This is a genomic window from Pseudomonas sp. PK-RTE-24 (genome assembly GCF_054052265.1).
Genome location: NZ_CM133224.1, coordinates 5,476,391 through 5,493,474, shown reverse-complemented (window position 1 = coordinate 5,493,474; position 17,084 = coordinate 5,476,391). Strand labels below are relative to the sequence as shown.

The 17,084-nt window shown below is 59.4% G+C and carries 15 protein-coding genes and 1 pseudogene; 13 read left to right on the top strand and 3 right to left on the bottom strand.

Annotated features, from left to right (window positions below):
* The first annotated feature begins 118 nt into the window (after positions 1–118).
* The 10 genes from ACV8MC_RS24635 (at position 119) to ACV8MC_RS24590 (ending at position 9,369) form a co-directional block, all read left to right on the top strand.
* Positions 119–1,957, top strand: a complete 1,839-nt coding sequence (locus ACV8MC_RS24635) for a long-chain-acyl-CoA synthetase (protein ID WP_457263859.1) — start codon at positions 119–121, stop codon at positions 1,955–1,957.
* A gap of 94 nt (positions 1,958–2,051) precedes the next feature.
* Positions 2,052–2,570 carry an ankyrin repeat domain-containing protein gene (locus ACV8MC_RS24630; RefSeq protein WP_150741359.1) on the top strand — a complete coding sequence of 173 codons (519 nt, stop codon included), beginning with the start codon at positions 2,052–2,054 and terminating at the stop codon, positions 2,568–2,570.
* A gap of 158 nt (positions 2,571–2,728) precedes the next feature.
* Complete coding sequence (locus ACV8MC_RS24625) at positions 2,729–3,259, top strand: hypothetical protein (protein ID WP_457263857.1); 531 nt, start codon at positions 2,729–2,731, stop codon at positions 3,257–3,259.
* Between the two features lie 71 nt (positions 3,260–3,330).
* Positions 3,331–3,522, top strand: coding sequence for a PLDc N-terminal domain-containing protein (locus ACV8MC_RS24620; RefSeq protein ID WP_016773784.1), 192 nt, complete (start codon positions 3,331–3,333; stop codon positions 3,520–3,522).
* A gap of 241 nt (positions 3,523–3,763) precedes the next feature.
* Positions 3,764–4,639 (top strand): polyamine aminopropyltransferase, encoded by an 876-nt coding sequence (gene speE, locus ACV8MC_RS24615; protein WP_457263856.1) that lies wholly within the window; start codon positions 3,764–3,766, stop codon positions 4,637–4,639.
* Positions 4,640–4,928: 289 nt separating this feature from the next.
* Complete coding sequence (locus tag ACV8MC_RS24610; protein WP_095180818.1) at positions 4,929–5,162, top strand: hypothetical protein; 234 nt, start codon at positions 4,929–4,931, stop codon at positions 5,160–5,162.
* 209 nt (positions 5,163–5,371) lie between these two features.
* The gene (locus ACV8MC_RS24605; protein WP_003223226.1) at positions 5,372–5,719 is read left to right on the top strand and encodes a ribonuclease E inhibitor RraB; all 348 of its coding nucleotides are present in this window, start codon (positions 5,372–5,374) and stop codon (positions 5,717–5,719) included.
* A 477-nt stretch (positions 5,720–6,196) separates the two neighbouring features.
* Positions 6,197–7,606 (top strand): circularly permuted type 2 ATP-grasp protein, encoded by a 1,410-nt coding sequence (locus tag ACV8MC_RS24600; protein WP_051600399.1) that lies wholly within the window; start codon positions 6,197–6,199, stop codon positions 7,604–7,606.
* 12 nt (positions 7,607–7,618) lie between these two features.
* A complete protein-coding gene (locus ACV8MC_RS24595; RefSeq protein WP_016773788.1) occupies positions 7,619–8,569 on the top strand; it encodes an alpha-E domain-containing protein in 951 nt (316 codons plus the stop codon).
* Positions 8,566–9,369, top strand: a complete 804-nt coding sequence (locus tag ACV8MC_RS24590) for a transglutaminase family protein (RefSeq protein ID WP_095180819.1) — start codon at positions 8,566–8,568, stop codon at positions 9,367–9,369. The genes ACV8MC_RS24595 and ACV8MC_RS24590 overlap by 4 nt, the downstream gene beginning before the upstream one ends.
* Before the next feature lie 60 nt (positions 9,370–9,429).
* On the opposite strand, the gene ACV8MC_RS24585 is transcribed toward ACV8MC_RS24590, so the two are convergent.
* A complete protein-coding gene (locus ACV8MC_RS24585; protein WP_252878162.1) occupies positions 9,430–10,251 on the bottom strand; it encodes a c-type cytochrome in 822 nt (273 codons plus the stop codon).
* 577 nt (positions 10,252–10,828) lie between these two features.
* Here ACV8MC_RS24585 and ACV8MC_RS24580 point away from each other — a divergent pair.
* The 3 genes from ACV8MC_RS24580 (at position 10,829) to ACV8MC_RS24570 (ending at position 15,023) form a co-directional block, all read left to right on the top strand.
* Positions 10,829–12,034, top strand: a complete 1,206-nt coding sequence (locus tag ACV8MC_RS24580; RefSeq protein WP_457263854.1) for an acetyl-CoA C-acetyltransferase — start codon at positions 10,829–10,831, stop codon at positions 12,032–12,034.
* A 24-nt stretch (positions 12,035–12,058) separates the two neighbouring features.
* Positions 12,059–14,203, top strand: coding sequence for a 3-hydroxyacyl-CoA dehydrogenase NAD-binding domain-containing protein (locus ACV8MC_RS24575; RefSeq protein ID WP_457263853.1), 2,145 nt, complete (start codon positions 12,059–12,061; stop codon positions 14,201–14,203).
* A gap of 91 nt (positions 14,204–14,294) precedes the next feature.
* The gene (locus tag ACV8MC_RS24570; RefSeq protein ID WP_122602841.1) at positions 14,295–15,023 is read left to right on the top strand and encodes an amidotransferase; all 729 of its coding nucleotides are present in this window, start codon (positions 14,295–14,297) and stop codon (positions 15,021–15,023) included.
* 69 nt (positions 15,024–15,092) lie between these two features.
* Here ACV8MC_RS24570 and ACV8MC_RS24565 read toward each other — a convergent pair.
* Both ACV8MC_RS24565 and ACV8MC_RS24560 read right to left on the bottom strand, forming a co-directional pair.
* A pseudogene (locus tag ACV8MC_RS24565) lies at positions 15,093–16,064 on the bottom strand (magnesium and cobalt transport protein CorA).
* 132 nt (positions 16,065–16,196) lie between these two features.
* Positions 16,197–16,919, bottom strand: a complete 723-nt coding sequence (locus tag ACV8MC_RS24560) for a 1-acylglycerol-3-phosphate O-acyltransferase (protein WP_252869066.1) — start codon at positions 16,917–16,919, stop codon at positions 16,197–16,199.
* Between the last annotated feature and the right edge of the window lie 165 nt (positions 16,920–17,084).

Below are 17,084 nucleotides of genomic sequence, written 5' to 3'. Positions count from 1 at the left end.
AGCCCCGCGAGCACTGACGTACTTTCCTTCTCGACCCATGGCGTAAACGCGTCGGTCGCAGTCATTACCCGATAACAAGAACAGCGGTCTGCACGTCAAGATCGAACGGGGAGCTTTCATGCGTCACGCACCAAGCGACACGATTACCTGGGGCATGATGCTCCGCAAACTGCCGATGATCGCCAAGGCCATCCCCCGGGTGGTCAAAGGCATGAAAGTGGCCAACGTTACGGATCCGACCCAAACGTGTGGCCTGGGCTGGACGTTCGAGCAGGCGACGCTGCGCAATCCCGATGGTGCGGCGTTGTTGCAGGGCGACGTTGCCTTGACCTATACACAGGTCAATCAGTGGGCCAATCGCATTGCGCATTATCTGAGCGAGCAAGGTATCGGCAAAGGCGATGTGGTCGCGGTGTTCATCGAGAACCGTGCGGAATTACTGGTGACAATCCTGGCGCTGGCCAAGCTCGGCGCGGTCAGTGCGCTGCTCAACACCTCATTGATGCGCGACACGCTTGTTCACAGCATCAATCTGGTTGCGCCTGCGGCCATCGTGGTCGGGGAAGAACTGACCGCTGCCTATGCCGGCGTGCGTGATCAGGTAGCGATCGCAGCGCCCCGCACCTGGTTTGTCGCTGATCAGGACACATACAGCCACCCGGGCATCGCGCCCGAGGATTACGTCAATCTGATCAGCGCCAGTGCTGACGCCAGCAGCGATAACCCGCCGAGCAGCGCGCAAGTATTCTTCGACGATCCGTGTTTCTACATCTACACCTCCGGCACCACCGGTCTGCCCAAGGCCGGGGTTTTCAAGCACGGACGGTGGATGCGCAGTTCGGCGAGCTTCGGCATGATCGCCCTCGATATGCGCCCGGATGATGTCGTTTACTGCACCTTGCCGCTGTATCACGCCACAGGTCTGTGCGTGTGTTGGGGATCGGCGATCAACGGCGCCTCGGGTTTCGCCATCCGCCGCAAATTCAGCGCCAGCCAGTTCTGGAATGATGTGCGCCGCTATCGCGCGACCACCATCGGCTATGTTGGCGAATTGTGCCGCTACCTGGTCGAGCAACCGGTCAGCGTCGATGACAGCCGTCACGATGTGCGCAAGATGATCGGCAATGGCCTGCGTCCTGGTGCTTGGGCCGAGTTCAAATCACGTTTTGCGGTGGAGCATATCTGTGAGCTGTACGCGGCCAGCGACGGCAACATCGGTTTCACCAACATCCTCAATTTCGACAACACCGTCGGGTTTTCCCTGATGGCCTGGGAACTGGTCGCTTACGACCATGACAGTGGCGAGCCGTTGCGCGGCGAAGATGGTTTCATGCGCAAGGTCGGCAAGGGCGAGCAAGGCCTGCTGCTGGCGCGGATCGACGAAAAAGCGCCGCTGGACGGTTACACCGATCCGCAGAAAACCGCCCGCGTCGTATTGCACGATGTGTTCAACAAGGGCGATCGCTTTTTCAACACCGGCGACCTGCTGCGCAACATCGGTTTCGGCCATGCTCAATTTGTTGATCGCCTCGGCGATACGTATCGCTGGAAGGGTGAAAACGTGTCGACCACCGAAGTCGAGAACCTGTTGCTGCAACATCCATTGATTGCTGAAGCCGTGGCCTACGGTGTCGAAATCCCCAACACCAACGGGCGCGCCGGAATGGCCGCCATCACTCCTGCGGAATCCTTGGCCACGCTGGATTTCGCTGAATTGCTGAGTTTCGTCCGGCAACGTATGCCGGCTTATGCCGTGCCGTTGTTCCTGCGGGTGAAAGTGAAAATGGAAACCACCGGCACGTTCAAGTACCAGAAGACTCGCCTGAAAACAGAAGGCTTTGACCCCGGGCTCACAGGCGATGACCCGATCTTCGCCTGGCTGCCCGGCAGCGAAACTTACGTGCATGTCAGTGAGCAAATCCTCGCTGAAATTCAACAGGGCAAACATCGGTATTGAGCGTGGCTATCGGGACGCTCGGAAAAAACCGAGTGACAGGCACCGTCGCGCTCGGGAAACTGTCGGCTTCCGATAGACCGAAATGGAGTGCCACATGTCTGACCAAAGCCGCCAGATGACCCCTGAGGAAGCTGCCGAATTCACCGAGCAGGTTTTCAACAAGGCGCGCGACGGTGATGCCGAGATGCTTGATCGCCTTGTCTCCGCCGGACTGCCGGTGAACCTGAAAAACAGCAAGGGCGACACCCTGTTGATGCTCGCCAGCTACTACGGCCATGTTGATGCGGTGAAGGTTCTGCTTAAACACAAAGCCGATCCGGAAATGCGTAATGGCAACGGCCAGAGCCCGATTGCCGGCGCTGCGTTCAAAGGCGATCTGGCGGTGGTCAAGGCGCTGGTCGAGGCGGGCGCCGAGATTGAAGGTTCTTCCTTCGACGGCCGCACGGCGCTGATGATGGCGGCGATGTTCAACCGCGTTGAAATCGTCGATTACCTGATCGGCCAGGGTGCTGACCCGAGAGCCAAGGACGCCAATGGCGTGACCGCGCTGGATGCGGCGCGGACCATGGGTGCAGTCGATACCACTGCGCAGCTGGAAAAGTTGTTGGCCTGATAAACGATCAAAAGATCGCAGCCTGCGGCAGCTCCTACACTTGATGCGTTCGCCAAGTGAACGCAGGACCTGTAGGAGCTGCCGAAGGCTGCGATCTTTTGCTTTTCTGCGCTATTCTTCGCGCCCGAAATTCTACTGTCACTACAGGATCCGCCCTCATGAAAGCCGCACTCGTCGAACTCATCAGCAAAATCAGCTCCGGCTGCATGGGCGAGGACGAGATCCTGAAAGTGGCCGACGAAGCCGCGCAGGCCTACGCCGATGCCAATGCTTTTCTGGCCGCCAATCCGGACATCAACTACGACGACACATTCCCGATCCCGCTGGGTGAGTGGGTAGTGGTCGGCAGCCTGCCGGAAACTGTGCTGTTCCAGGCCGATACCTATGTCGATCTGTTCGCACAAATCGTTGCTTCGTTTGGCCCCGGCGTGGATTTCAACCTCAAGCCCAAACAACTTGCCAAGACCGAAGCACTGACCGCATTCAACCGCATCCAGGTGCAGATGAGCAGCCTGAACAAGGAAAACGGCGGTTACACGTTGATGAACTTCAGCCAGTTGCTCGACGATGAATTGCAAATGGTCCTGGTCTACGGCAACGATGTGCCCCGCGTGCTGGAGCTATGCGCCGAGATTGGCATCGCCGCTGCGCCAGCGCTGGAAGCCTTGAAGGTCGCCGTTCACGTCTGAACGCAATAAAAGGGAACCCTGCGCGCGACCGTCTATCCTAAAAGTGCATGCCACTATTCTGGAGCGACACCATGGGTTCCACGTTCAACGGTCTGATTGGCCTGATCATCCTTGCCCTCGATATCTGGGCCATCATCAATGTGCTCAAAAGCGGCGCCTCCACCGGGATGAAAATCGTCTGGGTGTTGCTGATTATCCTCCTGCCGGTGCTGGGCCTGATCATCTGGGCTATTGCCGGGCCACGGGGTAACGTCCGGATCTGAGCTGATTTTCGATCACACGGTCATCCCTGTGGGAGCGAGCCTGCTCGCGAAGACGTTGTGTCAGTCGCCATCACCGGCAACTGATACTCCGCTTTCGCGAGCAGGCTCGCTCCCACAGTGGTTTGCGCTGGTAAAAAACAACCGGAGGTTCGACCTGTCATCTTCGGCAACGTAGAATGCGCGCCTTTCCCGGGCAATCGTCCCCACGATGGCGCCCGCGCATTTATCGGAGCACTTGACCATGACCGTCACCAAGACCAGCGAGTACCTGGAAACCCTCTACGAAGGCTACGGCCAGCGTTTTCGCATGGAAAAACTGCTGCACGAAGTGCGCACCGAACACCAGCATCTAGTGATCTTCCGGAACCCGCGCATGGGCCGGGTGATGGCGCTGGACGGCGTGATCCAGACCACCGAAGCCGACGAATTCATCTACCACGAAATGCTCACCCACGTGCCGATCCTCGCCCACGGCGCTGCCAAGCGCGTGCTGATCATCGGCGGCGGTGACGGCGGCATGTTGCGCGAAGTGACCAAGCACGCCGGCGTCGAACACATCACCATGGTCGAAATCGACGGCACCGTGGTCGACATGTGCAAGGAATTCCTGCCGAACCATTCCGCCGGTGCCTACGATGATCCGCGCCTGAACCTGGTGATCGATGACGGCATGCGTTTCGTCGCCACCACCACTGAAAAATTCGACGTGATCATCTCCGACTCCACCGACCCGATCGGCCCGGGCGAAGTGCTGTTCTCGGAGAATTTCTACCAGGCGTGCCACCGCTGCCTGAACGAAGGCGGCATCCTGGTGACTCAGAACGGCACGCCGTTCATGCAAATCGACGAAGTCAAAACCACCGCCGGTCGCCTGCGCAGCCTGTTCCCGGACTGGCACTTCTACCAGGCCGCCGTGCCGACCTACATCGGCGGCTCGATGACCTTCGCCTGGGGCTCGACCAACCCGGCCTACCGCAAGCTCAGCCGTGAAACCCTGCAACAGCGCTTCATCGGCAGCGGCATCGTCACCCGTTACTACAATCCGGAAATCCACATCGGCGCGTTCGCCTTGCCGCAATACGTGCTGCAAGCGGTCAACAAGCCGAGCAACGACTGATCACGCTGAAGGCGCTCTGCAAGGGAGCTTTTGTGGCGAGGGGATTTATCCCCGTTGGGCTGCGCAGCATCCCTGAACCGGCCGGCGCGGTGTCTCCGTTAAACCGCAATGGACGGTCTTACGACTGCTGCGCAGCCGAACGGGGATAAATCCCCTCGCCACAGAAGTCCGCCCTATCGATTGGATGGTTATTTTCACCGTTGGCGGCTGTAATCCTTTTGAACCAACTCTCGCGGAAAAAAGTCGAGATAGAGGTAAGCCCATTTACGGGTTGATCGAGGAGGCACTGATGCAAAAGTGGAAAGTCACTTTCGTGGATGATCACGGCGAAATTGTTGATGAAGTCTTCGAACGTGAGGAATGCCCGTCCGATGATGAAGCCGCCCGGCTGATCAAGGAGCGGCTTCTTCCGGTTGCCGCCAAGCTGGATCTCAACGACCTGCAAGGGCGCACCACCGATGCCGAGGTGAAAAACCTCAAGACCCAGAACGGCATCGAAATCCTCAGCATCACCCCTGTCTGAACACTTCCTGTCATCTCGTAAACCAGGCCTTGGCAGCGGCGCTCTCTTGGGGCTACTCTGCAAGCGAGATCAGCGAATGGATCGCTAAGGTCTGGTCTTGTCAGCTACATGCTTGTTTCCCGCGCGCAACCACGTTGCCGTAGTACTTAGGCCAAAAGGCCCGGGGCGGGAATACGGAAAGTCTATCCATCAATCGAGGGGGACGATTCATGAGCACAGCCTATCAAGAAGACATCAGCAGCAACGTTCTGCGCCGCATGAAAGAAGGCGGCTTCGATTTTTCCCGGTTCCATCCCATCGAGTTCTACGCGATTTTCCCGGACGAGGAGCGGGCGCGCAGGGCAGCAGGCAAATTTCGCGGTGAATCCATCAATGCCCAGGTCAGTGCGCGCGACGACGGCGCCTGGTCGCTGGAATTGAGCAAAGTGATGTACGCAACCTATGACGACATCGGCGATTTCGAGCAAGGCTTTTCTGCCGTGGTCGAACCGCTGGGCGGCATTATCGAGGGTTGGGGCGTGAAGCAGGAGGTGCGCAATCGTTACCGGTTGAATTGATATTGCGCATTGTTTGTCGGGCAACGGCTGACCTTCGGGTCGGCCGTTGTCGTTTCTGGCTTCTGCACACCGCAGTAGCAAAACCCTGAAACAAGAATCCCGGGCAAAAAAAAGCCACCGGAGAGGGTGGCTAAAAGGGAAGACGGGTGTGCAATAAAGTCCTGTCGGGACGGGGCTGCCAAGGCAGTTCAGATCAGTTGAGCTGTCTCCTCCGCGGCGGCGTGCCGGGGAAGTTTTGCAGCGAATGCGCGGATTATCCGCAGTCGTGGCCGGGCAGTGAAATCAACTCTGACTATGCTGGTGATAGGCGATGCAGTGCGTCGCAATGAAGCGGGGGCAATCGGGCCGGGGCATTTGCCGCACAGGAATGGTGCGCAGCGTTCGGCGTGGATCTACAACCGATTGAAATCAAAGCGTTTATGCCGATGGCACGGGCCTTGCGAAGGCCTGTATGTCCGGAGTGACAAGGAGTACGGCATGATCCGCACCTATTTTGACGAGATGTACGATGCCGGCGGCCTGGTCCGCCCGCATTACCGGGAATTTGCCCGCTGGCTGGCCGAGACGCCCGACGAGCTGCTCGCGCAGCGCCGCCGCGAGGCCGATCTGTTGTTTCACCGGGCCGGGATCACCTTCACGCTCTATGGCGACGAGCAGGGCACCGAGCGCCTGATTCCGTTCGACACCATTCCCCGCAGCATTCCGGCCAGTGAATGGCGGATTGTCGAGCGCGGCTGCATCCAGCGGGTCAAGGCGTTGAATATGTTTCTCGCCGACCTCTACCACGAGCAGCGCATCATCAAGGCCGGGATTATTCCCGCCGAACAGGTGCTGGCCAACGAGCAATACCAATTGGCGATGCAAGGTCTGGATCTGCACCGCGATATCTATTCGCACATCTCCGGCGTCGATCTGGTACGCGATGGCGATGGCACTTATTACGTTCTCGAAGACAACCTGCGCACACCCAGTGGCGTCAGCTACATGCTCGAAGACCGCAAGATGATGATGCGCCTGTTCCCCGAACTGTTCGCCGCCCAGCGCATTGCCCCGATCGATCACTATCCCAATCTGCTGCTCGACACTCTCAAAAGCTCGAGCCCGATCGACAATCCCAGCGTGGTGGTGCTGACGCCGGGACGCTTCAACAGCGCGTTCTTCGAACATGCGTTTCTGGCGCGGGAAATGGGCGTTGAACTGGTGGAAGGCGCAGATCTGTTCGTGCGTGACGACAAGGTGTTCATGCGCACCACCGATGGCCCGAAAGCGGTCGACGTGATCTATCGCCGCCTCGACGATGCCTTCCTCGATCCTCTGGCATTCAACCCGGACTCGATGCTCGGTGTGCCGGGGCTGCTGTCGTCCTATCGTTCCGGCAACGTGGTGCTGGCCAACGCAATCGGCACCGGCGTGGCCGACGATAAATCGGTGTATCCGTTTGTCACCGACATGATCCGTTTCTACCTCGACGAAGAGCCGATTCTGAAAAACGTGCCGACCTGGCAGTGCCGCAACCCGTCCGAGCTGTCCCATGTGCTGGCCAATCTTCCGGAACTGGTGGTCAAGGAAACCCAAGGCTCCGGCGGTTACGGGATGCTCGTTGGGCCAGCCGCGACGACAGCGGAAATCGATGCCTTTCGCGAGCGCATCAAAGCCAAACCCCATGCCTACATTGCGCAACCGACACTATCGCTGTCGACCTGTCCGACCTTTGTCGAAAACGGCATCGCGCCGCGCCATATCGACTTGCGTCCGTTCGTGCTGTCCGGCCGCGAAACCCGTGTGGTGCCTGGCGGTTTGACCCGTGTCGCGTTGCGTGAAGGCTCCCTGGTGGTGAACTCCTCCCAGGGCGGCGGGACCAAGGACACCTGGGTAGTCGAGGATTGAAGGAAGCTTGCCATGTTAAGTAGAACTGCCTCGGATCTGTACTGGATGTCGCGTTACCTGGAGCGTGCGGAGAATCTCGCGCGCATGCTCGACATCAGTTATTCGCTGTCGCTGATGCCGCAGGACGGGCGCGGCGATGGTCTGCATGAACTCGCCATGCCGTTGCTGATCACCGGCACCCTGGACGATTACCTTGAACGCCACGGCGACCTGCACGCAGAGCGCTTGCTGCATTTCTTCGCACTGGACGCGGCCAACCCGGCCAGTATCTACAGCTGCCTTGGTGCAGCGCGGGCCAGTGCCCATGCCGTGCGCGGGCGAATCACTGCGGACATGTGGGAAAACATCAACGCGACCTGGCTGGAAATTCGCGGCATCGCCGAACAGGGCTTGAGCCGCTATGGCATGAGTCGTTTCTGCGAATGGATCAAGGAGCGTTCGCACCTGTTTCGCGGCGCCTCTTACGGCACGATCATGCGCAACGACGCGTTTCGCTTTATTCGTCTGGGCACGTTTATCGAGCGCGCGGACAACACGCTGCGCCTGCTTGATGCGCGTTACGAAATGGCCGGCGATCAGGCCGAAGCGGTCAGCGATGGCACCGCGCACGCTTATTACCAGTGGAGTGCGCTGCTGCGGGCGTTGTCGTCGTTCGAGGCCTACACCGAAATCTACCGCGACGCGCCCGGCGCCCGGCATGTCGCCGAATTGCTGCTGTTGCGCGCCGATGTGCCGCGTTCGCTGCGTGCCTGTACAGAAGAGATTGACCAGATCCTCGCGCAACTGCCCGGCGCCAACGGCCGCCCGGCACAACGCCTGGCGGCGGAAATGGACGCGCGCCTGCGTTACACCGGCATCAACGAAATTCTCGAAGAAGGCCTGCACGCCTGGCTGACCGAATTCATCCCGCTGGTGCGCCAGTTGGGCAACGCCATTCACAGTTCCTACCTGGAGGCTGCATGAGACTTTCCATAAGCCACGAGACCACCTATCACTACGAAGATCAGGTGCGCGCGAGCATCCAGTACCTGCGCCTGACACCCCACGACAGCGAGCGTCAGCATGTCCTCAGTTGGCAACTCGACTTGCCGCGTCCGGTGCGTGCGCAGCTCGATCCGTTCGGCAACATCCTGCATGTGCTGACCATGGACGAGCCGCACGAAGCGATCATCATTGGCGCCCGGGGGCAGGTCGATATCGACGAATTGCGCGAGGCCGAACATGAGAGCCAGTCGGCGCTGCCGTTCCTGCGCTTCACGCGCCTGACCGAAGCCGATGAAGCCTTGCGCGAGTTTGCCGAGAAGAACTGCAAGCAACGGCGTGATCGCACCGCGCTGATCGACTTGATGCACGGGTTGAATCAGCACATGAGCTACACGCCGGGCTCGACTGAAGTCGACACCAGCGCCGCCGAAGCTTTCGCCGGTCGGGCCGGGGTCTGTCAGGATCATGCCCACGCCTTCCTAGCCTGCGCCCGCAGTCTCGGGGTGCCGTCGCGTTACGTGTCGGGTTATCTGTACAGCGAAGATTGCGAGCATCTGGCCAGTCATGCCTGGGCGGAAGCGTGGCTGGATGACGCGTGGTACAGCTTCGACGTGACCAACCAGCTGGCGCGCCCGGAGCGACACCTGAAGCTGGCGGTGGGCCTGGATTATCTCGATGCCTGCCCGGTTCGTGGCATGCGCCGGGGCGGCGGCTGCGAGCAGATGCATGCGAAGGTGTTCGTCTCGCCGACACCGGTTATTTCCGTGCAGCAACAATAGATTCGGGATACCGCTATCGCTGGCTTGCCAGCGAAGAGGCCAGTAATAACACCCTAAGGCTTACGGCTTAACTTTGCGCCCGGCCATATGCTTGAGATAGCCCACCAGCATTTCAAGATCTGTATCCGGCAATACCTCAGCAGAAAACCCCGGCATCTTCGCCTGCGGCCACTGACGCAAACTCTGCGGATCGCGGATGTAGCGCTTCAAGAAATCCGCCCCGAAATACTCGGTCGGGCTATACGGAATATTCAGATCCGGACCGAACTGCGCGTCTCCGGCACCATTCAGCCGGTGGCAGGCCAGGCAATTTTTCTGAAACAGGGCAAAACCCTGGTTCACCGGATCATCGGCCTTCAAGGCAGGATCGGGCAGCAGGGCAGGAAAGCGTTGGGCCACCGGGGCCATCAGCTTGATACTGGCGACTTCGAACGGCCACTGCTCGGGGCTGATATTGCCCGCCTGCGGATCGGTCCAGACCAGATAGAACGGCCCGGCGCTGTGCTTGCCGGCTGACAGCGGTGGCCACGGCTGCGCCGGATCCTCGATCGCCAGCCATGCCCGCGCGCCGTCCTTGTTCAGCAAGGGCGCGGCGGCCAACTCTGCGGCAAAGCCATCCAGCGCCACCGCCTGCAAGTGATCCTCCGGCTTGACCCCCGTCAGCAATGCGGCCAGCGGCACGGCCTGATAGGTCATGTCCTTCTTATAGGAAACATCATTGTTGATCGTGAGAGTTTGCAGCTGAGGATGCTTGAGCAGCTCTTCGGTCTGCCAGGTGCGGCTGTTTGCGCCCAACTGCAGATCCAGTTGTGCGGCGGACAAGGGCAAGCTCAGCAGCAAGGCACCGAGCGCAATGAGCGTTTTCAAATGATCGCCGTCCATGTCGAGGAAGTGCGCAAAGGTTGGCACAACCACGCTGGCCCGGGTAGCGGGCCAGTCACATTTTCATTGGCGATATACAGCACGCGACGTTTGAATCAGCCGATGACCTTGGTCAGATTCGGCAAGATCAACAACAGCGTCGTGGCGAAAAGAATGAGTCCTGCTTGACGTACTTTCGGTTGTTTGAACATGGCTTGACCGCCTTTATTGTTATTTCCTGATGCATGCCTGACTGCATTTCCCTGACGGCACGCGTTGCACTTCCTGTTGAAGCACGCCCGTCTCGGCAAAACCCGACGACGATGGCGTACATGTTCACCTTAGAGCCCGCGTCACTCTTCGCTTAGATCCATTTCATATGGGGATCTTGAAAAAAGCTTTTAAAACGGCATGAGGCGTATTGCCAGCTTCTTTGCCGCCCGCTGGCTAGACAACTCGACGACCTGAACCGGTTCACCTGAGGTCCGATGACCGTCCGTCTGAGCGTGTGCGTCAAGCGCTTTGAGCAATGTGGTCATTGCTTGCCAGTCGGCGCAGGGCGAAAGTGAAGTGACAATAAATCAGGTTCGAGGACGTCATGACTGAAGCTTTGATTTTCGATGCGTTACGCACTCCGCGTGGCAAAGGCAAGGCCGATGGCGCGCTGCACAGCGTGAAGCCGGTCAACCTGGTGGCGGGTTTGCTGAGCGCTTTGCAGGCGCGCACCGCGCTGGATACCAGTCAGGTCGATGACGTCGTCCTTGGCTGCGTCACGCCGATCGGCGATCAAGGTTCGGACATCGCCAAGACGGCGGTGCAAGTGGCCGACTGGGACGTCAGCGTCGCCGGTGTGCAGATCAACCGTTTCTGCGCTTCGGGTCTGGAAGCGGTGAATCTTGGCGCGATGAAAGTGCGCTCAGGATTCGAGGATCTGGTGGTGGTCGGCGGCGTCGAGTCGATGTCGCGGGTGCCAATGGGCAGCGATGGCGGCGCCTGGGCACTGGACCCGCAGACCAACCTGCACAGCCATTTCACTCCGCAAGGCGTCGGCGCCGATCTGATCGCCACCCTCGAAGGCTTCAGCCGGCAGGATGTCGATGCCTACGCACTGCACTCCCAGCAAAAAGCCGCACGAGCGCTGGCCGACGGCTCGTTCAACAAGTCGCTGGTGCCGGTGCAGGATCAGAACGGCATCATCCTGCTTGACCACGATGAGTTCATCCGCGCCGAGTCTACCCTCGAGGGCCTGGGCAAGCTCAAGCCGAGTTTCGAAATGATCGGGCAAATGGGCTTCGACGCCACGGCGTTGCGGGTCTACAGCCATGTCGAGCGGATCAACCACGTGCACACGCCGGGCAACAGTTCCGGAATTGTCGACGGTGCGGCGCTGATGCTCATCGGCTCCGAAGCCAAGGGCCGCGCGCTGGGGCTGCAGCCACGCGCGCGTATCGTCGCCACGGCCGTCACCAGCACAGATCCGACCATCATGCTCACCGGCCCAGCGCCGGCGACCCGCAAAGCCTTGGCCAAGGCCGGACTGCGCGTGGAGGACATCGATCTGTTCGAGGTCAACGAAGCGTTTGCTTCGGTGGTGTTGAAATTCATCAAGGACATGGCCGTCGACCCGGGCAAGGTCAACGTCAACGGCGGCTCGATCGCCATGGGCCACCCGCTGGGCGCCACCGGTTGCGCGATCCTCGGCACCCTGCTTGATGAACTGGAAGCGCGCAACTTGCGCTACGGCCTGGCGACGCTGTGTGTCGGCGGAGGCATGGGCATTGCCACCATCATCGAACGCCTCTGAGCCCCGACTTCAAGGAACCCTGTTATGAGCGAAGCCATTCGTTACGAAAAAGGCCAGGACGCTATCGTCGTGCTGACCATGGACATGCCGGGCCAGAGCGCCAACACCATGAACGCCGTGTACCGCGAGGCCATGGCCGCTTGCGTTGCCCGCTTGCTGGCCGAGAAAGACAGCATCGCCGGAGTGATCATCACCTCCGCGAAGAAAACCTTTTTTGCCGGCGGCGACCTCAATGAATTGATCAAGGTTGGCAAGCCCGAAGCCAAAGCTTTCTACGACATGGTGCTGACTCTCAAGGCGCAATTGCGCAGCCTGGAAACCCTCGGCAAACCGGTTGTCGCGGCGATCAGCGGCGCTGCGCTGGGCGGCGGCTGGGAGATCTGTCTGGCCTGTCACCACCGCATTGCTGTTGATGACGCTTCGGTGCAACTCGGTCTGCCGGAAGTGACCCTGGGCCTGCTGCCGGGCGGCGGCGGGGTGGTGCGCATGGTGCGCATGCTCGGCATCGAAAAAGCCCTGCCGTACTTGCTTGAAGGCAAGAAGGTGCGCCCGCAACAGGCGTTGCAGGCCGGGCTGATTGATGAACTGGCATCGGATCGCGATGAGCTGCTGGCCAAGGCGCGCGCCTGGATTCTCGCCAATCCGGCGGCAGTGCAACGCTGGGACGTTAAGGGCTACCAGATACCTGGCGGCACGCCATCGAACCCGAAAGTGGCGCAGATGCTGGCGATTGCGCCGTCGATCCTGCGCGCGAAAACTCAAGGCACCCTGCCGGCGCCGGAGAAGATTCTATGCGCGGCGGTGGAGGGCGCTCAGGTCGATTTCGACACCGCGCACCTGATCGAAACCCGCTACTTCACCGAGCTGACGACCGGGCAGATTTCGAAAAACCTGATCGGCACGTTTTGGTTCCAGTTGAACGAAATCAACGCCGGCGGTTCCAGACCGCAAGGTTTTGCGCCCTATAAAACCCGGAAAGTCGGCGTGCTCGGCGCCGGAATGATGGGCGCGGGCATCGCGTTTGTCAGCGCCTCGGCCGGTATCGAAGTCGTCCTCAAGGACATCAATCTCGCTGCTGCCGAGAAAGGTAAGGCGCATTCCGCGGCGCTGCTGGATAAAAAAGTTGCCCGTGGCCAGCTGACTGTCGAACAGCGCGAGGCGGTGCTGGCGCGCATCGTTGCGAGCGAAAGCGATGCCGATCTGGCCGGTTGCGATCTGATCATCGAAGCGGTGTTCGAGGATCGCCAGCTCAAAGCCAAGGTATCTGCCGCCGCGCAACAGGTGGTGGGTGGCGACGCTGTCATCGCCTCCAACACATCGACCCTGCCGATCACCGGCCTGGCGACGGCCGTGCCCGATCAAAGCAAATTCATCGGCCTGCATTTCTTCAGTCCGGTGGAAAAAATGCCGCTGGTGGAAATCATCAAGGGCGCGCAGACCAGCGACGAAACTCTCGCTCGCGGTTTCGACTTCGTTCTGCAAATCAAGAAAACTCCGATCGTGGTCAATGACAGTCGCGGCTTCTTTACCTCGCGGGTTTTCGGCACATTCACCAACGAGGGCATCGCCATGCTCGGCGAGGGTGTCAGTGCGCCGATGATCGAGACCGAAGCGCGCAAGGCCGGGATGCCGGTCGGGCCGCTGGCCATCTCCGATGAAGTTTCCCTCAGCCTGATGAGCCATATCCGTCAGCAGACGGCCAAGGACTTGCAGGCAGAAGGCAAACCGCTGATTGAGCACCCGGCCTTCGCCGTGATTGACTTGATGCTCAATGAATTCAAGCGACCGGGCAAAGCTGCCGGAGGCGGTTTTTATGAGTATCCAGCGGGCGCGCAGAAGCATTTGTGGCCGGAGCTGAAAACGCGCTTCGAGAAGGCCGACGGACAGATCTCTGCGAAGGATGTGCGTGATCGGCTGTTGTTTGTGCAGGCCATCGAAACCGTGCGCTGTGTGGAGGAGGGCGTGCTGACCTCGACGGCGGATGCCAACGTCGGTTCTATCTTCGGCATCGGTTTCGCCGCGTGGACCGGCGGGGCGCTGCAGTTCATCAACCAGTATGGCCTGAAGGACTTCATCGCCCGCGCGCAGTATCTGGCCGAGCAATACGGCGAACGTTTTACCCCGCCAGCGCTGCTGCTGGACAAAGCGGCGAAAGGTGAAATGTTCTAGGGCGAGCGAGCATTTCGGGGCTTGCCTTGGCCGGGTGTTTCAGGGCAGGCTCTGGGTGTTCATTATTCCCATCACGTGTCAGGTATTTTTTATGTCGCTGCGCATCTGCATTCTCGAAACCGACATCCTGCGGCCCGAATTGATTGACCAATATCAGGGCTATGGGCAGATGTTCCAGCGCCTGTTCTCGCAGCAACCGATCGCCGCTGAGTTCACTGTCTATAACGTGGTGAAAGGGGATTACCCAAGTGACGACGAGACTTTCGATGCGTACCTGGTCACTGGCAGCAAGGCCGATTCGTTCGGCACGGATCCGTGGATCCAGACCCTCAAGACCTACCTTTTGAATCGCTACGAACGCGGCGACAAATTGCTCGGCGTATGCTTCGGCCATCAATTGCTGGCGCTACTGCTTGGTGGCAAGAGTGAGCGTGCGTCCCAAGGCTGGGGCGTCGGCACTCACAGCTATCAGCTGGCAGCTAAGGCGCCGTGGATGAGCCCGGTGCGCGAAGAGCTGACACTGCTGATCAGTCATCAGGATCAGGTAACCGAGCTTCCGGAAAACGCCACGGTCATCGCGTCCAGCGATTTCTGCCCGTTCGCGGCGTATCACATCAACGATCAAGTGCTGTGCTTCCAGGGTCACCCGGAATTCATTCACGATTACTCGCGCGCGCTGCTCGACCTGCGCCAGGAAGCGCTGGGCTCGCAGATCTACAGCAAGGGGGTTGCGAGCCTAGAGCAGGAACATCATGGCGCTACGGTTGCGGAGTGGATGATGCGGTTCGTGGCGCACAAACCAGAAACGGCTCAACGCTAAAAGGGCCTGCTCCCACAATCCCTGTGGGAGCGAGCCTGCTCGCGAATCTCCGGGGCAACGCGGTCCCGGCTACAGCCACCCGGACCGCTTGAAGCTCGCCCACAAACTCACACACCCCACCGCAATAAACCCCAGCACTGCAAAATAACCGTAGTGCCAGGTCAATTCCGGCATGTTCTGGAAATTCATTCCGTAGATCCCCGCCACCGCTGTCGGGAACGCCAGAATCGCCGCCCACGCTGCAAACTTGCGTTGCACCACGCTCTGCCGTGATGCCTCAAGCAACACGCCAATCTCGATGGTCTGGCTGGCAATGTCCGCCAGCGTGGTCAGGTCTTCCATCTGCCGCGTTACATGAATCTGCACATCGCGAAAGTACGGGCGCATGTTCTTGTCGATGAACGGGAAACTGAGCTTTTGCAGCTCCTCGCCGATCTCCACCATCGGTGCCGCGTACCGACGCAAGCGCACCACATCGCGGCGCAGACCGTGCAGCTTTTGAATGTCGCGCTCGTTGAGGGCGCTACACAAGACGTTGCGCTCCAGCTCATCGATCTCGGCGTGGATCGCTTCGCCCACCGGCTGATAGTTCTCGATGACGAAATCGAGCAGCGCATAGAGGACGAAATCCTCTCCGTGCTCGAGCAACAGCGGACGCGCTTCACAGCGTTGACGCACATAGGCGTACGACGCGGAATGGCCGTTGCGTGCGGTAATGATTTAACCCCTGCCGGCGAAGATATGCGTTTCGATGAATTGCAAAACGCCGTTTTCGCGAACCGGTGAGTAGGTGACGATAAACAGTGCGTCACCAAAGGTTTCCAGTTTTGGTCGGCTGTGTTTTTCCAGCGCGTCTTCGATGGCCAGTTCATGCAAGTTGAACTGACGTTGCAGGTTGGATAATTCCTGTGCGTCCGGTTCTTCCAGGCCGATCCACACGAAGTGGCCGGGTTTGGCCGCCCAGGCAGCACCTTCGTCCAGCGCAATATTGGTGACTTTCTTACCCTCGCTGTACACCGCAGCAGCAACAACTCGACCCATGGTGGTGATTCACTTCTTCTTGGCAGATGGCAGGGAAACTAGGCTTCAGCTTAGCCGTGTCGCTGCTTGAGAGTCAGTGAAACTTCTACAGTTCACCCGGCAAAAGAAAACCCGCACGGGGCGGGTTTGGTTTCACGCGGCTTGCAGTTGCCGATCCATCGACTCGATGCACTCGCGCATCTGCTCGCGGCATCGCTCGATGAGCATGGGCATGTCGTCCATGGTCATTCCGACTGTAGGAATCGCCGGCAAGGAACGTATGAGAACGTTGCCGCTGCGCCAGCGATTCAGGCGCATGTGTTTGATATAGCTGCTCACGCACACCGGAACGATCGGCACGCCGGCGGCAATTGCCATCTGGAACGCGCCTTTCTTGAACGGCAACAGATCTTCACCGAGGTTGCGGGTGCCTTCCGGAAACACCCAGATCGAGGTGTCTTCGTTCTGCAAGGTGTGGGTCGTCGTCAGCATCGACTGCCGCGCCTTGTGCGCATTGCCACGGTCGATCAACACATTGCCGGCCAGCCAGAACAACTGGCCGAACAACGGCACCCACTTCAGGCTCTTCTTGCCGATACAAACGGTGCGACGAGGGACGACATTGCCGAACACGAACAGATCGTAGTTTGACTGATGGTTGGCGATGATCACGCAACTGTCGGGCTTGTTCATCAAACCGTTGACCTCGGACCTGACCCGCAAACGCAAGATACACATCGCCGGCAAAGCGTAGAGGCGGGCGCAGAGTCGGCTGTTGTCCGGGTTGAACGGGCGGCACAATCCAAGGATCACGCCCAGCACGCCGGCCAGAATAAAGTGCAGGCCCATCAACAACATACGAAACACAAACAGCATTTTTGCAGGCCCACCGGGACAAAAGGTGGCGCAGTGTACGGATGTGCACTGTTTTCGGCAATTGCCGCTATAGAGTCCGGAGATGGCCGATGTTTAAGCGCATGTTTCAGCATTGCCTGTCAGGCGCGTCCTAGAGCTTTCAGCGAATCTTCAACGCTGAACGTA

What these genes read in the sequence shown, in the direction of transcription:
- ACV8MC_RS24635 (WP_457263859.1), top strand. Translation starts at nt 119, where the DNA reads ATGCGTCACGCACCAAGCGACACGATTACCTGGGGCATGATGCTCCGC.
- ACV8MC_RS24630 (WP_150741359.1), top strand. Translation starts at nt 2,052, where the DNA reads ATGTCTGACCAAAGCCGCCAGATGACCCCTGAGGAAGCTGCCGAATTC.
- ACV8MC_RS24625 (WP_457263857.1), top strand. Translation starts at nt 2,729, where the DNA reads ATGAAAGCCGCACTCGTCGAACTCATCAGCAAAATCAGCTCCGGCTGC.
- ACV8MC_RS24620 (WP_016773784.1), top strand. Translation starts at nt 3,331, where the DNA reads ATGGGTTCCACGTTCAACGGTCTGATTGGCCTGATCATCCTTGCCCTC.
- speE (WP_457263856.1), top strand. Translation starts at nt 3,764, where the DNA reads ATGACCGTCACCAAGACCAGCGAGTACCTGGAAACCCTCTACGAAGGC.
- ACV8MC_RS24610 (WP_095180818.1), top strand. Translation starts at nt 4,929, where the DNA reads ATGCAAAAGTGGAAAGTCACTTTCGTGGATGATCACGGCGAAATTGTT.
- ACV8MC_RS24605 (WP_003223226.1), top strand. Translation starts at nt 5,372, where the DNA reads ATGAGCACAGCCTATCAAGAAGACATCAGCAGCAACGTTCTGCGCCGC.
- ACV8MC_RS24600 (WP_051600399.1), top strand. Translation starts at nt 6,197, where the DNA reads ATGATCCGCACCTATTTTGACGAGATGTACGATGCCGGCGGCCTGGTC.
- ACV8MC_RS24595 (WP_016773788.1), top strand. Translation starts at nt 7,619, where the DNA reads ATGTTAAGTAGAACTGCCTCGGATCTGTACTGGATGTCGCGTTACCTG.
- ACV8MC_RS24590 (WP_095180819.1), top strand. Translation starts at nt 8,566, where the DNA reads ATGAGACTTTCCATAAGCCACGAGACCACCTATCACTACGAAGATCAG.
- ACV8MC_RS24585 (WP_252878162.1), bottom strand. Translation starts at nt 10,251, where the DNA reads ATGGACGGCGATCATTTGAAAACGCTCATTGCGCTCGGTGCCTTGCTG.
- ACV8MC_RS24580 (WP_457263854.1), top strand. Translation starts at nt 10,829, where the DNA reads ATGACTGAAGCTTTGATTTTCGATGCGTTACGCACTCCGCGTGGCAAA.
- ACV8MC_RS24575 (WP_457263853.1), top strand. Translation starts at nt 12,059, where the DNA reads ATGAGCGAAGCCATTCGTTACGAAAAAGGCCAGGACGCTATCGTCGTG.
- ACV8MC_RS24570 (WP_122602841.1), top strand. Translation starts at nt 14,295, where the DNA reads ATGTCGCTGCGCATCTGCATTCTCGAAACCGACATCCTGCGGCCCGAA.
- ACV8MC_RS24560 (WP_252869066.1), bottom strand. Translation starts at nt 16,919, where the DNA reads ATGCTGTTTGTGTTTCGTATGTTGTTGATGGGCCTGCACTTTATTCTG.